The sequence below is a fragment of the Streptomyces sp. SAS_272 genome, from assembly GCF_052543235.1.
Genome location: NZ_JBMNDR010000003.1, coordinates 17,399 through 31,525 on the forward strand (window position 1 = coordinate 17,399; position 14,127 = coordinate 31,525).

Sequence of the window (14,127 nt, forward strand, 5' to 3'; positions counted from 1 at the left end):
GCGGTGTGCGCGGGTGGGGGTGTCCCGGGTGCGGGCTGCGGCGGGGTGTGTTGGGGGGCCGTCGCGTCGGCGCGGCCGGCGGCGGACCGGCACCGTGCACACGACCCGACGGCGTGCCTCGGCCGGAGCCGCCGCGCCGTGGACGGAGAGGTTCACCGGCGCGCGACGCCCGGCACGGCGCTAGCCCTTCACCGCGCCGGTGAGCATGCCCTTCTTGAAGTGCTTCTGGACGAACGGGGAGAGCACGGCCACCGGCAGCAGCGCCATCACCATGACCGCCATCTGCACGGCGAGGGCCGACAGTTGACCCGTCTTGATGGCCTGTCCCATCCCGACCGGCGCCTCCTGCTTCTGCACCAGCTGGATCATGACGTTCTGCAGCGGCATCATGTCCTGGTCGTTGAGGTACAGCGACGCGTTGAACCAGGCGCTCCAGTAGCCGACGGCGTAGAAGAGCGTGATGACGGCCAGCACCGCCCGCGAGAGCGGCATGACGATCTGCCACAGGATGCGGAACTCGCCGGCTCCGTCGATGCGGGCGCTGTCGATGAGCTCCTGCGAGATGCCCGTGAAGAACCCGCGCAGGACCAGGATGTTGAACACGCTGATCGCGCTCGGCAGGATCAGCGCGAGGTAGGTGTCCGTCAGACCCAGGGACTGCACCAGCAGATAGGTCGGGATCAGGCCGGCGCTGAAGAACATCGTCGCCAGCAGGATCATCAGGATCCAGCGGTGTCCGAGCGAGCCCGAGCGGGAGAGCCCGTAGGCGCACAGCACGGACACGCTCATCGAGAAGACCGTGCCGACGAGGGTGATCAGGACGCTGATGACCGCGGCGCGGGTGACCTGGCCTCCGCTGAGCAGCTCCCGGTAGGCGACGAGGGTGATGCCCTTGGGCACCATCACCAGACCGCCCGCCTCGTCGATGGTCTTGCGTGAGGAGAGGCTGGTGACGAGGACGATCCACAGCGGGAAGAGGATGGCCAGGCAGGCGAAGGACAGGGCGATGCCCTTGCCCGCGAGGCCTGCCCTGCTGGGCTGCTCCTCCCAGACGGGCCGCGGCGGCGCGGCCCACCGGCCGGGCGTGCGCGCCGGCTTGTCGATGACGGCGGTCATTTCTTGTACACCCCCTGCTCGCCCATCAGGTGGGCCACCTTGTTCGCGACGAGCACCAGGCCGAGGCTGATGACGCCCTTGATCAGACCGGCGGCGGCCGCATACCCGAAGTCCTGGTTGCGGACGCCGTTCCACCAGACGAAGGTGTCGAGCACTTCCGACGCCCCTGGCCCCACCGCGTCGCGCTGCAGCAGGATCTGCTCGAAGCCGACCGTCAGGGCGTCGCCCACCCGCAGCACCAGGAGCAGCGCGATCACCGGCCGCAGGGCGGGCAGCGTCACGTGCCACATGCGGCGCCAGCGGTTGGCACCGTCCATCGCGGCGGCCTCGTAGAGGTCCGGGTTGACCGAGGCCAGCGCGGCGAGGAAGACGATGATGCCCCAGCCGGCGTCCTTCCAGACGCTCTGAGCCGTGATCAGGAACTTGAAGGTGTCCGGGTCGGTCATGATGTCGATGCCGTCGTACCCGTGCTGCCGCAGCAGCTGCGAGAGGATTCCCGCGCCGCCGAACAGCTGTTGGAAGACGGCGATGACCAGCACCCATGAGAAGAAGTGCGGCAGGTAGAGAATCGCCTGCGACACCGCCCGCACCCGGGGCCGGACCACGCTGTTGATGAGCAGCGCGAGCAGGATCGGGATCGGGAAGTACAGGACGAGCTGGAGGAAGAACAGCACCAGCGTGTTCTGGACGGCGCTCCAGAAGGCGGAGTCCTCGAAGAGGCGCTGGAAGTTCTCCAGGCCCACCCAGGGACTGTGGAGGATGGAGACGACGCCGTTGTCGCTGACGTAGGGGTCGTAGTCCTGGAAGGCGACCACGTTGCCGAGGATCGGCACGTAGTTGAAGAGCAGGACCAGCAGCACCGCGGGCAGGGTCATCAGAAGCAGGACGCGGTCGCGCCTGAATCTGATCCGCAGACTCAGCTTGCCGGAGGTCCGCGCGGTCCCCGGCCCGGCGGCGTCGCCGGACGCCGCCGGAATCTTCTGCGCCTCGTCGGCCTCGGCCCTGCTCCGAGGCACCGTGCTGTTCGACACGGCCGCTCTCCTTGCCCCGGTCCTGGTCAGCTCGCCGCCGAGCCGTTGTCGTCGAGCAGCTTCCGGTACCAGTCGCGCAGCTGGTCGCCGCCCTTCTTCTTCCAGTCCGCGACCGCCTGCTGCATGTCGCTGATCTTCTTGCGGCCGCGGACGATGTCGTCCTCCAACTGCTCGAAGTCGTTGGAGAGGTTGGTCCAGCGGGTGGGCTCGGTGATCTGCATGCCGTAGAAGGCCGACTTCTTGGTGAAGGCGCCCATCCGCTGCTGCCACTCGACCTGGCCCTTGGCGATGTCGGGGAAGTCGGGGTGCGCGATGGTCGCGGCCGGGCTCGCGACCATCACGAAGGCGTTGGCGACCTCCTGGTTGCCCTTGTCGTTCTTGACGGGCACCCCGTCCTTGACGGTGTAGTGCGTGCCCTCCACCCCGTAGTTGGTGAGCATGTACTCCTTGGTGCCGTACGGGGCGGCGGTCACGTTGGCGACCGCCAGCACGTCACGGATCACCGACTCGGAGGCCTTCTTGTTGACGAAGGCGAAGATGTTGGCCGGCTGGGTGGCGTAGATGACCGGGTCGGCGCCGCCGTGGCCGAAGATGTCCATGCCCCAGATCCGGAAGTCGGGGTTCTGCGTGGCCTGCGAGGCCTGCTGCCCGTACCAGCTGGAGATGTCGTTGTTGTAGATCAGGAACTCGCCGGCCGCGAACTTGGTGCTCGGGTCGACGGCCTGGCTCTTGCCCAGCTTGAAGTCGGGGTGCACGTAACCGGCGGCGAACAGCTTGCGGGACCACTCCAGCGCTTCGAGGTAGACGTCCATCTCGATGCGGTTGACGAGCTTGCCGTCGACGAGGATCCAGCCGAGCGGCTTCTCCGCGCCGGAGGGCACCCCGAAGCTGTTGAACGCGGTCCACTTCATGTCGCCGCAGGCCCACACCTTGGCCTTGGCGTCGGTGATCTCCTTGGCCAGTGCCATGAACTCGTCCGTCGTCTTCGGGACCTCGTAGCCGTGCTTGTCGAAGAGGTCCTTGCGGTAGAGGGGGACGATGTTCGGCACGTACGAGGACGGCATCGGCAGAGCGCGCAGCTTGCCGCCGAAGATCGCGCGCTGCCAGGCGTCCGTCGGGATCGCCGCGAGGTTGGGGTACTCCTTGACCTTGTCGCCGGACAGGTAGGGGCCGAGGTCGGCGAACTTGCTGAGAATGGCGCTGGGTATCTTGCCGCCCATGTTCCAGCCGGGGACGACCACCACGTCCGGCACGTCGCTGGACGCGAGGACCGCGCCCAGCTTCTGGTCATAGGTGTTGCCGTCCTGGTTCTGCCAGACGACGTCGACGCCGATGAGGCTGTTCATCCCCGTGTAGTAGGGGTTGCCGGCCTTGGGCGGCGAGCCCCAGAACGGCGACATGACGGTGACCTTGCCGCCCTTGCCGAGCTTCTTCGGCACCGAGGTCTTCAGGGTGGCGAGGTCGAGCTTGCCGGTGAAACCGACGGCGGAACCGTTCTTGGACGGGATGTCCGGCGTCACCACGCTGCCGGCCACGAAGGCGGGCAGGATCTTCTTCGCGGCCTTGCCCGACGTGGTCCCCTCGCGTGAGTCGCCGTCCGACCCGCCGCAGGCGGCGAGCAGCGGCATCCCGCCGGCCACCGCTGCGGTGGCGACCGCCGTGGAGGCGAGGAAGCTTCTCCGGCTCGGCCCGGAGGAGGCGGAAGCGGCGTTCGGCGTCATTGCGTCAACCCTTCATGGCGCACCAGGACACCCGGCGGTGGCCGTCGGCTGCGGTGTCTCGAGTGGAACTGGCTGAGCGGAAGCGGTCCCTGCGGCCCCATGCGCTGGAGCTTTCCAGTCGAAGCGCTTCGATGTTGCTGCGAGGTTAAGTGAACACCCGGGGGTGCACAAGGGTCGTCCCCAAGTTTCCTCCAAGGCATCGGCGGTGACCTGTTCGCATGCACCGCTTGAAATAAGCGCGAGGTCCCCTTGACACCCGGCGGTGCGTCGAACCAGCATCGAAGCGCTTCGAAAGAGCTGGCTCGCTCCACCGCAAAGGGAACCCCACGTGACCGCACTTACGCCGCACACGCCGCCTTTCCGCGATCCGCAGCTGCCGTTCGCGAAGCGCATCGACGACCTGCTGTCCCGGCTGTCCCTGGACGAGAAGGTCTCCTTCCTGCACCAGTTCGCCCCGGCCGTCGAGCGGCTCGGCGTCGATGCGTTCCGCACCGGCCAGGAGGCGCTGCACGGCGTCGCGTGGATGGGTCCGGCGACGGTGTTCCCGCAGGCCGTGGGGCTGGGGGCGACCTGGAACACCGACCTGGTGCGCCGGGTGGGCGAGGCGGTGTCCAAGGAGGTCCGGGCGATGCGCGCCCTCGACGAGCGCGTCGGCCTGAACGTCTGGGCCCCCACCGTCAACCTGCTGCGCCACCCGCTGTGGGGCCGCAACGAGGAGGGCTACTCGGAGGATCCGAAGCTGACCTCCGCCATCGCCACCGCCTACACCCACGGTCTGCGCGGCGACCATCCGACGTACTGGCGCACCGCCCCCGTCCTCAAGCACTGGCTGGCGCACAACAACGAGACGGACCGGGCCCTCACCTCGTCCTCGGTGCGTCCCCGGGTGCTGCACGAATACGATCTGCGCGCCTTCCGAGACACCGTCGAGGCGGGCGCGGTGGCGGGCGTGATGCCCGCGTACAACCTGGTCAACGGCCGCCCCAACCACGTCTCGCCCTATCTGCGCGAGCATCTGCGGACCTGGACCGACGAGGACCTGCTGGTCTGCTCGGACGCGGGCGCGCCCTCCAACCTGGTCGACTCCGAGCACTACTTCGACACCCACGAGGAGGCGACGGCGGCCTCGCTGCTCGCCGGCGTGGACAGCTTCACCGACCACGGCACCGACGGCTCGAAGATCGTCGCCCGGGTCCGGGGCGCCCTGGAGCAGGGCCTGCTGACCGAGGCCGACGTGGACGCGGCGGTCCGCCGCCAGCTCTCGGTCCGCTTCCGGCTCGGCGAGTTCGACCCGCACGACGACCCGCACGCGAGGACCGGCGAGTTCGACACCCCGGCGCACCGCGCGCTCGCCGCCGAGGCCGCCGAGCAGGCGGTCGTGCTGCTGCGCAACGACGGCGTTCTGCCGCTGGCCGCCGACACCCGGATCGCGGTGGTCGGACTGCTCGCCGACGAGTGCAAGGTCGACTGGTACAGCGGTACGCCGATTCACCGCTCCACCCCGCTGGAAGGGCTGTACGAGCGGTTCGGCGCCGAGCGGGTCGAGTTCGCCGAGGGGGTGGACCGGGTCCTGCTGAAGACCTCGGCCGGAACGTTCCTGAAGGTCCCCGCCGCGCCTGAGTCCTCCGACTCGGTACGCGGCGCCGAGGGCGCTCTCGACCCGGCCCTGCTGGCAGGCCGCACCGACCTGCCGCCGCTGACCGCGGACGCCGACGGCACGGAGCTGGCGCTGGTGGACTGGGGCGACGACGTGCTGACACTGCGCGCCCCCGACGGCCGCTACCTCTCGGTCGCCGAGGACGGCCTGCTGCGCGCCTCCGCCGACCAGCCGGGCGGCTGGGTCGTGCAGGAGACGTTCCGCCTCGAACCCCACGGGAACGGTCACCTCCTGCTGCACCTCGGCACGGGTCGTCCCGTGTGTGTCGCCGCCGACGGTGTGCGGGTTGCCGGGCCGGACGGGGAGACCGGGGGGAGCCCCGAGGTCTTCGAGCTCATCGTCGTCGAATCCGGCGAGAGCGCAGTGACCCGGGTCACTGCCGGGGCCGACGTGGTCGTGGTGGTGGCCGGCAACGACCCGCACATCAACGGCCGGGAGACCGAGGACCGCACCACGCTGCGTCTGCCGGCCCACCAGGAGCGGTTGCTGGCGGCCGCCCGGGCGGCGGACGCGCGCACGGTGCTGGTGCTGGTGTCGGCGTACCCGTACGCGTTCGACCCGGGCCCGCTGTCCGCGGCGCTGTGGACGGCGCACGGCGGCCAGGCCGCGGGCGCCGCGCTGGCGCGCGTCCTGGCGGGCGACGTCTCCCCTGCCGGCCGCCTGCCGCAGACCTGGTACTCCGACGACGCGGACCTGCCCGACCTGCTGGACTACGACGTGATCGGCGCCCGGCAGACCTACCTCTACTTCGAGGGCGCCGCGCTGTTCCCGTTCGGGCACGGCCTGTCGTACGCCTCGTTCGCCTACGCCGGACTCACGGTGCGTGTGACGGACGAGAGGGCGCACGTCGCCTGCACGGTGACCAACACCGGCGACACGAAGGCCGACGAGGTCGTCCAGCTGTACTCCCGCGCCGTCGACCCGTCGGTCGTCCGCCCGCGCCGCGAGCTGCTCGACTGCCGCCGGATCACCCTGGCCCCCGGCGCGTGCGCGGACGTCGCCTTCGACGTGCCGCTGTCCGCCTTCGCGTTCTGGGACGTGGCACGGGGCGGACGGCGCCTGGAGCCGGGCCCGTACGAACTCCTGGTCGGCGCGTCCAGCGAGGACGTCCGTCTGCGCGCGACCGCCGTCCTCGACGGCGAGCCGTCGGCGCCGCGCGCGGTGCGCGCGGACGGACTCGCGGCGGCCGACTTCGACGAGCAGGGCGGGACCGAGATCGTCGACCGCACGAAGGAGTCGGGCGACGCGGTGACCCCGGCCGGCGGCGGGAGGGGCGAACTCCTCTACCGCGCCTGCGACTTCGGCACCGGCCCGGACACACCGGGGGTGACGGCCGTGACGGTGACGGCGTCCGGTCAGGGCACGGTGGAGTTCTCCCTGGACGGCGGTCCGGTGCTGGCCACGGTGTCCCTAGGGGCGCCCACCCCGGGGCCGTACGCCTACGTCACCCTGGACGCGCCCTTCGTCGCGGACGGCGTCCACGACCTGCGCCTCGGACTGCGCGGCCCGCTGCGGCTCGCGCACGTCGGCTTCTCCGGTTGAGGGTCCGGAAGAGGCCGACGCCAAGAAGGGGCCCGGCGCCGGAAGGCATCGGCGCCGGGCCCTTTCGGGGACGGCGTGTGAGCGCCGACCTCAAGACTATATGAAAATGGTTCCCATTAGCTAGAGGTCCCACCGATCGAGGCCGACCGATCGAGGCCGGCCCATCGAGGCCGGCCCATCGGGCGCCGACCGGCCGGGGACCTACCGCCTCAGAGCGCGAGCCCGGTCAGCACCAGGACCCGCTCGTAGGTGTAGTCCTCCATGGCGAACCGCACGCCCTCGCGGCCCACGCCGGACAGCTTGGCGCCGCCGTACGGCATCTGGTCGGCGCGATAGGAGGGCACGTCGCCGATGACGACGCCGCCGACCTCGAGCGCCCGGTGGGCCCGGAAGGCCGCCTGGACGTCATGGGTGAACACGCCCGCCTGGAGGCCGTACTTGGAGGAGTTGACGGCCTCGAAGGCCTCGGCCTCGCCGTCGGTGCGCTGCACGGTGAGGACCGGTCCGAAGATCTCCTCGCAGGCGACCTTGGTGTCGGCCGGCACGTCGACCAGCACGGTCGGCGCGTAGGTGGCGCCGTCCCGCTCGCCGCCGGTCAGGAGCTTGGCCCCGGCCGCGACCGCCTCGTCCACCCACGTCTCGACCCGCCGGGCCGCGTCCTCGCTGACCAGCGGGCCGACGTCGGTCGCGGCGTCCGACGGGTCGCCGGTGACCTGCGCCTCGACGGCGGCGACGATGCGCGGCAGCAGCCGGTCGTACACGGAGGCGTCCGCGATGACCCGCTGCACGGAGATGCAGGACTGACCGCCCTGGTAGTTGGAGAAGGTCGCGATGCGGGTGGCGGCCCAGTCGAGGTCGGCGTCGCTCGCGAAGTCGCCGAGAACGACGGCGGCGCCGTTGCCGCCCAGCTCCAGGGTGCAGTGCTTGCGCGGCACCGAGTCCATGATCGCGTAGCCGACCTTCTCGGAGCCGGTGAAGGAGATCACGGGCAGCCGCTCGTCCTGGACGAGGGCCGGCATGCGGTCGTTGGAGACCGGCAGGATCGACCAGGAGCCGGCGGGCAGCTCGGTCTCGGCGAGCAGCTCGCCGATGACCAGAGCGGACAGCGGGGTCGCCGGGGCGGGCTTCAGGATGATCGGCGCGCCGGCCGCGATCGCCGGGGCGATCTTGTGCGCGCACAGGTTCAGCGGGAAGTTGAACGGCGCGATGCCGAGCACCACGCCCTTCGGGAAGCGCCGGGTGAGCGCGAGCCGCCCCTGACCGCCGGCGTCGGTGTCGAGCCGCTGGGCCTCGCCGCCGTTGAACCGCCGGGCCTCCTCGGCCGCGAAGCGGAACACGGAGACGGCCCGGCCGACCTCGCCGCGGGCCCACTTGACGGGCTTGCCGTTCTCGGCGGAGATCAGTTGCGCGATCTCCTCGGTGCGCTCGACGAGCCGCTTGCTGACGTGGTCGAGGGCGGCGGCGCGCACATGGGCCGGGGTGGCGGCGAACTCGTCCCGCACGGCGTAAGCGGCGGCGACCGCCTCCTCGACCTGCGCGTCCGTCGGCACGCCGACCCGGCCGACGAGCCGGCCGTCCCACGGGGAGGCGACGTCGAAGCTGTCCTCGCCGGCGACCTGGCGTCCGGCGAGCCAGAAGGCGTGGGTGGCCCCCACGTTCGTTTCCTGGGGCATGGTCGAGTCCCGGCCCTTCCGCTTAGGGGGTGTCCTGTGGTTTTCGTGGTCCACGGTAGGGGCGCGAGGCCGAGGAGGCGCTTGTCCGAGTCGTACGGGTGGGCGGCTCGGGTACGACGGTTTGGCGTGGTCGGCCGCGTTCCCGTTCCAGGAGGAGCCACAGCGCCCCGAGCAGCACGGTGCACAGGCACCAGCTGGCCACCACGTCGAGCGGCCAGTGGTAGCCGCGCCGGACCAGCCCGAAGGAGACGGCGAGGACGAGGAGCGCGCCGGCAGCCGCGGCCGCCCGGCGCGCGAGCGGGGTCCGCAGCCACGGCAGCAGGACCAGCACCGCGGAGCCGTAGGCGACGGCCGCCGTCGCCGTGTGCCCGGACGGGTAGTAGCCGGTGGCGGGCGGCACGGCGGGCGTTCCGGGCCGGTCGGTCCACTCCTTGAGGGGGACGACGATGAGCGGCACCAGCAGCATCAGGCCGAGCGCCGCGACCGCCGGCGCCCACCACCGCGCCCCGCCCGCCGCTCTCCCCCGCCAGGCCGCATACCCGGCGGCCAGCACCAGCACGGGCACCGCGATCTGCACCTCGCCCAGGTCGGCCAGCAGCTCGGAGACCCGGTCGGGGTGGACCAGGACACGGCTGAGGCGCCCGTCCACGCGCAGCAGCGGTCCGCCGACGGCGACCTGCCAGGTGATCACCGCGAAGAGAACGGCGGGCAGGCCGCCGAGGAGGCCGAGAAGGGGGCCGGAAGGGGGGCCGGGACGGGGACCGCGGAGGGGGCCGGGAGGGGGGCCGGGACGGGGACCGCGGAGGGGGCCGGGAGGGGGGCCGAGTGGCGGGCGGCTCGGACGGGACGACATGGTCCACAGCTTGTCAGCTTGTCGGAGCGGCCGTGGGCCGGAGAAAGGCCGAAAAAAAGACCCCGGAGTGCGTCCGGGGTCTTTTCCGCGTGGTCGGCACCTGAAGAAGGAGGTCGGCCGCCCCGGAACAGGGGGGATTGTTCCGGGGTGGCCGTCCGGACCGGAGACGCCGGCCGCCCCGGGGGGTTTGGGGCGGGCGACCGTCCGATCGGTGGAGATCCGAAGCCGAAAGCTCCGGTTGTGTGCGCGAGGGCACGACCAGGTCGAAGCTGGGGAGGCCCCGGCCTGGATTCCGCCCACGGTCTCCCGGGGGCGGGGTGTATCTCTCATCCGGGTAGAACCTACGACAGCTCCCGGCGCTGCGACAGGCCGTCTGCCGTCCCGCCATCCTCCTCGCACACCTTCTTCACACGCTGTGCGGCCGAGGGGCATCAGCTGTGCGGCGACCGCTTCAGATGCGCGCGAACGCCTGCTCGATGATGTCGAGGCCCTCGTCGAGCAGGTCCTCTCCGATGACCAGCGGGGGCAGGAAGCGCAGCACATTGCCGTAGGTGCCGCAGGTGAGCACCAGCAGGCCCTCCTGGTGGCAGGCCTTGGCGAGCGCCGCGGTCGCCTCGGCGTTCGGCTCCTTCGTCGTGCGGTCCTTGACCAGCTCGATGGCGATCATCGCGCCGCGTCCGCGGATGTCGCCGATGACGTCGAACTTCTCGGCCATGGAGGTGAGGCGGCCCTTCATGATCGCCTCGATCCTCTTCGCCCGTGCGTTGAGGTCCAGCTCCTTCATCGTCTCGATGGAGCCGAGCGCGCCCGCGCAGGCGACCGGGTTGCCGCCGTAGGTGCCGCCCAGGCCGCCCGCGTGCGCCGCGTCCATGATCTCGGCGCGGCCGGTGACGGCGGCCAGCGGCAGACCGCCGGCGATGCCCTTGGCGGTGGTGATCAGGTCGGGGACGATCCCCTCGTCCTCACAGGCGAACCACTGGCCGGTGCGGCAGAACCCGGACTGGATCTCGTCGGCGACGAAGACGATGCCGTTGTCGGACGCGAACTTGCTGATGGCCGGCAGGAAGCCCTTGGCGGGCTCGATGAAGCCGCCCTCGCCGAGCACCGGCTCGATGATGATCGCGGCGACGTTGTCCGCGCCGACCTGCTTGCTGATCTGGTCGATGGCCTGCGCGGCGGCCTCGGGCCCGGCGTTCTCGGCGCCGGTCGGCCAGCGGTAGCCGTAGGCGACCGGCACCCGGTAGACCTCGGGCGCGAACGGGCCGAAGCCGTGCTTGTACGGCATGTTCTTCGCGGTCAGCGCCATCGTGAGGTTGGTGCGGCCGTGGTAGCCGTGGTCGAAGACGACGACGGCCTGGCGCTTGGTGTGAGCGCGCGCGATCTTCACGGCGTTCTCGACGGCCTCGGCGCCGGAGTTGAACAGTGCCGACTTCTTGGCGTGGTCGCCCGGTGTCAGCTCGGCGAGCGCCTCGGCGACCTCCACATAGCCCTCGTAGGGCGTGACCATGAAACAGGTGTGGGTGAAGTCGGCGAGCTGGGCGGCGGCCCGGCGCACCACGGCCTCGGCGGACGCCCCGACGGAGGTGACCGCGATGCCGGAGCCGAAGTCGATCAGGCGGTTGCCGTCGACGTCCTCGATGATCCCGCCGCCCGCACGCGCGGTGAACACGGGCAGCACCGAGCCCACGCCGGCCGCGACCGCGGCGGTCCGGCGGGCCTGGAGTTCCTGCGACTTGGGGCCGGGAATGGCGGTGACGACGCGGCGCTCCTGCGGAAGGGCGGTCATGAGGGGCTCCTGAGGTTCTGCGGACGCTTTCGTTCTCTTCTCGCAGGCTAGGACGGGGAGTGGGGGGTCGGCATGCTCCATGTGGGCGGTGTCGGCGAGGCGGCTTGTCCGTCCTGGACAGTGCGGACGGGCGGCGATCGTCGCAGGCCCGGCCGCGTAAGCGGTGAACTCCCCTTGCGGGCGCGTTAGATTGACTCGCTGAGGGCAGACGGAACGGCTGGTCAGGGGGCAGGGGCGATGGACAGCGACGGGACGCAGGACGCGCGGCGTGCGCAGGCGAATCCTGTACCGCGCCCGGCGGGGCCGCCCGCCGTGCCGCCGCGGCCGGAGCGGGCGCCGGGCGTCCCGCCCGCCTTCGAGCACTCCCCGCGGGCCGCGTCCGCCGTGGCCGACTGGCTCGACGAGGCGCGCCCCACGACCCGGCCCGGCGTCTGGCGGCACGGTCACCGGCCGCCGAAAACGGCGCGGACGGCGGAGCGGCTCGCACCGGTGACCGTCGTCGGCATGCTCGTGCCGCTGGTGATCGCGCTGGTCCTGTGGTCGCTGTGGCGGCGGGGCGCCATGCCCTACCAGTTCACCCTGCTGCGGCTGTTCACCCCGGACGACTGGTGGTGGGGCGGCACGATCGCCTCCCCGAAGAACATGGACGGCGCCGAGGCGCGTGTCGTCTACGACGGCGTCTTCTTCGCCGTCCTCCTCTACGCCATGGGACGGCTGGGCAGCTGGCCGCACACGGTGCGGCACTTCGTCGGCGGCCGGCCCCAGCCCGCGCGGGCCCTGACCGCCCTGCTCGGCGCGCTCGCCGCGCTGAGCTTCGTCTTCCCCGGCGCCTTCGGCGTCGGCTGGGACGCGCTGCCGGTCGTCGACCCGCTGTTCTCGCTCATCGTGCTGATCTCCGGCGGTTACGAGCTGTTCGCCTCCCCCCTGTTCACGAACGCGCTGTACGCGGCCATCACGCTGCTGGTGGCATGGCCGTTCGCCCGGCTCGGCGGCTGGTGGCCGTACGCGCAGGAGCTGCTCGCCGCCCGTCGTGCGGGTCCCGGCCAGGCCGTGCCCGCGGCCGAGCGGCCCCGCTCCCAGTGGCCCGAGCTGCGCGACGCCGGACAGTACGAGGCGGCCGACCTGCTGACCGGCGAGGTCGCCGCGGGCCGGATGAACGACGTGGACTGCGTGCGCGTGCGGCGGGCCTGGTCCGCCGGATTCGGGGACTTCCGGGAGACCGTGCTGCGGCAGGGCGGGGCTGCCTGGACCCATCCCTCCGGCGCCCGCGACCTGCCCCGGCGCTCCGCGCGCCACGACCTGCTCGCCGGGCAGGTGCGCATCGGCCGATGGGCGGGCGGCGAGCGCACGCCTGCCGTCTACCGGGAGGCGGGCGCCGCGCTCGGCCCGGACGTGCTGGGCACGTCGCTGCTCGCCGTCGGGCCGTCCGGGTCGGGCAAGACGCGGACCCTGCTCGAACCGCTGACCGAGTCGCTGGCCCTGCAGGCGCTCACCGGGACGTGCGCCGTGGTCGCGGTGTCGTCGCCGGGCGGACCGCTCGGCCCGGACGAGGCGTTCGACGTCATCGTCCGGATCGGCGACCCGTCGTCCGTGCACGACCTGGACCCGTACGCGGGCTCCGACGACCCGGACGAGGCGGCCGCGATCCTCGCCGAGGCGCTGTCCGGCGACCTCGACGCGGTGAGCGGCCAGAGCGCTGCGACGGCCCTCGCCCAGTTGCTCGGCCCCTACCGGGCCGTGCACGGGTGCTTCCCCGCCCTCCCCGAACTGCTCGCGCTGCTGGAGGGCGAGCCGGGGGCGGTTTCCGCGCTGCGCGAGGCGGTGGCCGGCGACGAGGTGATGCGCCGTGAGCTGGAGGCCCGCGTCCGCCAGACGGGCACGCCGGGCGACGCGGGCCGTGCGCTCGCCGACCGGCTGGCGCTGCTGAACCGTCCGGTGTTCGCGGAGTTCTTCGGCGGCGGGAGCAACGCGCACCGGGCGTTCTCGCTGCGCGCCGTCGCCCACCATCCGCTGCGGGTCCGTGTGGACCTGCCCGACCGGGGACACGAGGAGGCGGGCCGGCTGATCACCCGACTGGTCCTCGCCCAGTTCCAGACGGTCGTGCGGGAGCGGCGCGAGCACTTCGCGTGCCTCGTCCTCGACGACGCCACGGGCACCGTCACCGAGGGGTCGGTGCGCCGGCTGCAACGGCTGCGCTCGCAGAACGCGGGCGTGGTGCTCGCCCTGCGCAGCGTCGGCGACGTCCCCGAGTCGCTGCACGGGCCGCTGTACGGCGCGGTCGGCTGCCGGATGGCGTTCTCGGGCATCACCACCTGGGACGGCAACCGGTTCGCGCAGACCTGGGGCACCGAGTGGGTCGAGACCACGGAGGTCGCCAAGCACACCGTCTTCGCCGACCAGCCGATGACCCGCGCCATCCACGCGCTGCGCAAGCTGGTGACCGGCAGGGCGGTGACCACCGACGCGGTGACCGTGCGGCAGGTGGAGCGGGAGCGGTGGTCGGCGTCCCAGCTGGCGCACGAGATCCCGCCCGGCCACGCGGTGCTGTCCCTGACGAGCACGGGCGGCGAGCACGCGCCGCCGCTGCTGGTGGACCTGCGGGGCTGAAGCGACGACCCGAGACCGTACGGTGAGGCAGAATCGAGACAGGCCGTTCATACGAAGCGGCCAAAGGATCACGCGTCAGTAGAGCAGACGTCGAAAGAACAGACGTCGAAGGAGCACGCTCCGCACGTCCGCACCCCGGTG

At 71.8% G+C, this 14,127-nt stretch carries 8 protein-coding genes and 1 pseudogene; 2 read left to right on the forward strand and 7 right to left on the reverse strand.

The features are described from left to right. Nucleotides 1-180: 180 nt before the first annotated feature. From ACN6LD_RS03275 to ACN6LD_RS03285, 3 genes are read right to left on the reverse strand one after another with little or no spacing between them, the layout of a single operon-like run. Nucleotides 181-1,116, reverse strand: coding sequence for a carbohydrate ABC transporter permease (locus tag ACN6LD_RS03275; protein ID WP_445042482.1), 936 nt, complete (start codon nt 1,114-1,116; stop codon nt 181-183). After that, nucleotides 1,113-2,147 carry an ABC transporter permease gene (locus ACN6LD_RS03280; RefSeq protein WP_319196686.1) on the reverse strand — a complete coding sequence of 345 codons (1,035 nt, stop codon included), beginning with the start codon at nt 2,145-2,147 and terminating at the stop codon, nt 1,113-1,115. Before ACN6LD_RS03280 ends, ACN6LD_RS03275 begins: the two co-directional genes overlap by 4 nt. A 26-nt stretch (nt 2,148-2,173) precedes the next feature. Further along, entirely contained in the window at nt 2,174-3,868 is a 1,695-nt protein-coding gene (locus tag ACN6LD_RS03285; RefSeq protein WP_319196684.1) for an extracellular solute-binding protein, read from the reverse strand. Between the two features lie 328 nt (nt 3,869-4,196). On the opposite strand from ACN6LD_RS03285, the gene ACN6LD_RS03290 reads away from it, so the two are divergent. Beyond that, nucleotides 4,197-7,067, forward strand: a complete 2,871-nt coding sequence (locus ACN6LD_RS03290; protein ID WP_445042483.1) for a glycoside hydrolase family 3 C-terminal domain-containing protein — start codon at nt 4,197-4,199, stop codon at nt 7,065-7,067. 209 nt (nt 7,068-7,276) lie between these two features. On the opposite strand, the gene ACN6LD_RS03295 is transcribed toward ACN6LD_RS03290, so the two are convergent. From ACN6LD_RS03295 to gabT, 4 genes and pseudogenes are all read right to left on the reverse strand, one after another. After that, entirely contained in the window at nt 7,277-8,722 is a 1,446-nt protein-coding gene (locus tag ACN6LD_RS03295; RefSeq protein WP_445042553.1) for an aldehyde dehydrogenase family protein, read from the reverse strand. A gap of 40 nt (nt 8,723-8,762) precedes the next feature. Continuing rightward, entirely contained in the window at nt 8,763-9,593 is an 831-nt protein-coding gene (locus ACN6LD_RS03300) for a phosphatase PAP2 family protein (protein WP_445042554.1), read from the reverse strand. Between the two features lie 113 nt (nt 9,594-9,706). Further along, nucleotides 9,707-9,923, reverse strand: a pseudogene (locus ACN6LD_RS03305) (phosphatase PAP2 family protein); the annotation flags it as partial. A 121-nt stretch (nt 9,924-10,044) separates the two neighbouring features. Further along, nucleotides 10,045-11,379 carry a 4-aminobutyrate--2-oxoglutarate transaminase gene (gene gabT, locus ACN6LD_RS03310; RefSeq protein ID WP_319194968.1) on the reverse strand — a complete coding sequence of 445 codons (1,335 nt, stop codon included), beginning with the start codon at nt 11,377-11,379 and terminating at the stop codon, nt 10,045-10,047. Nucleotides 11,380-11,616: 237 nt separating this feature from the next. Between gabT and ACN6LD_RS03315 the strand changes: the two genes are divergently transcribed. Further along, complete coding sequence (locus ACN6LD_RS03315) at nt 11,617-13,986, forward strand: ATP/GTP-binding protein (RefSeq protein WP_445042484.1); 2,370 nt, start codon at nt 11,617-11,619, stop codon at nt 13,984-13,986. Nucleotides 13,987-14,127: the final 141 nt, after the last annotated feature.

Excerpts from the sequence above, each read along its gene's own strand:
- ACN6LD_RS03275 (WP_445042482.1), bottom strand. The coding sequence starts at position 1,116 with ATGACCGCCGTCATCGACAAGCCGGCGCGCACGCCCGGCCGGTGGGCC.
- ACN6LD_RS03285 (WP_319196684.1), bottom strand. The coding sequence starts at position 3,868 with ATGACGCCGAACGCCGCTTCCGCCTCCTCCGGGCCGAGCCGGAGAAGC.
- ACN6LD_RS03300 (WP_445042554.1), bottom strand. The coding sequence starts at position 9,593 with ATGTCGTCCCGTCCGAGCCGCCCGCCACTCGGCCCCCCTCCCGGCCCC.
- gabT (WP_319194968.1), bottom strand. The coding sequence starts at position 11,379 with ATGACCGCCCTTCCGCAGGAGCGCCGCGTCGTCACCGCCATTCCCGGC.
- ACN6LD_RS03315 (WP_445042484.1), top strand. The coding sequence starts at position 11,617 with ATGGACAGCGACGGGACGCAGGACGCGCGGCGTGCGCAGGCGAATCCT.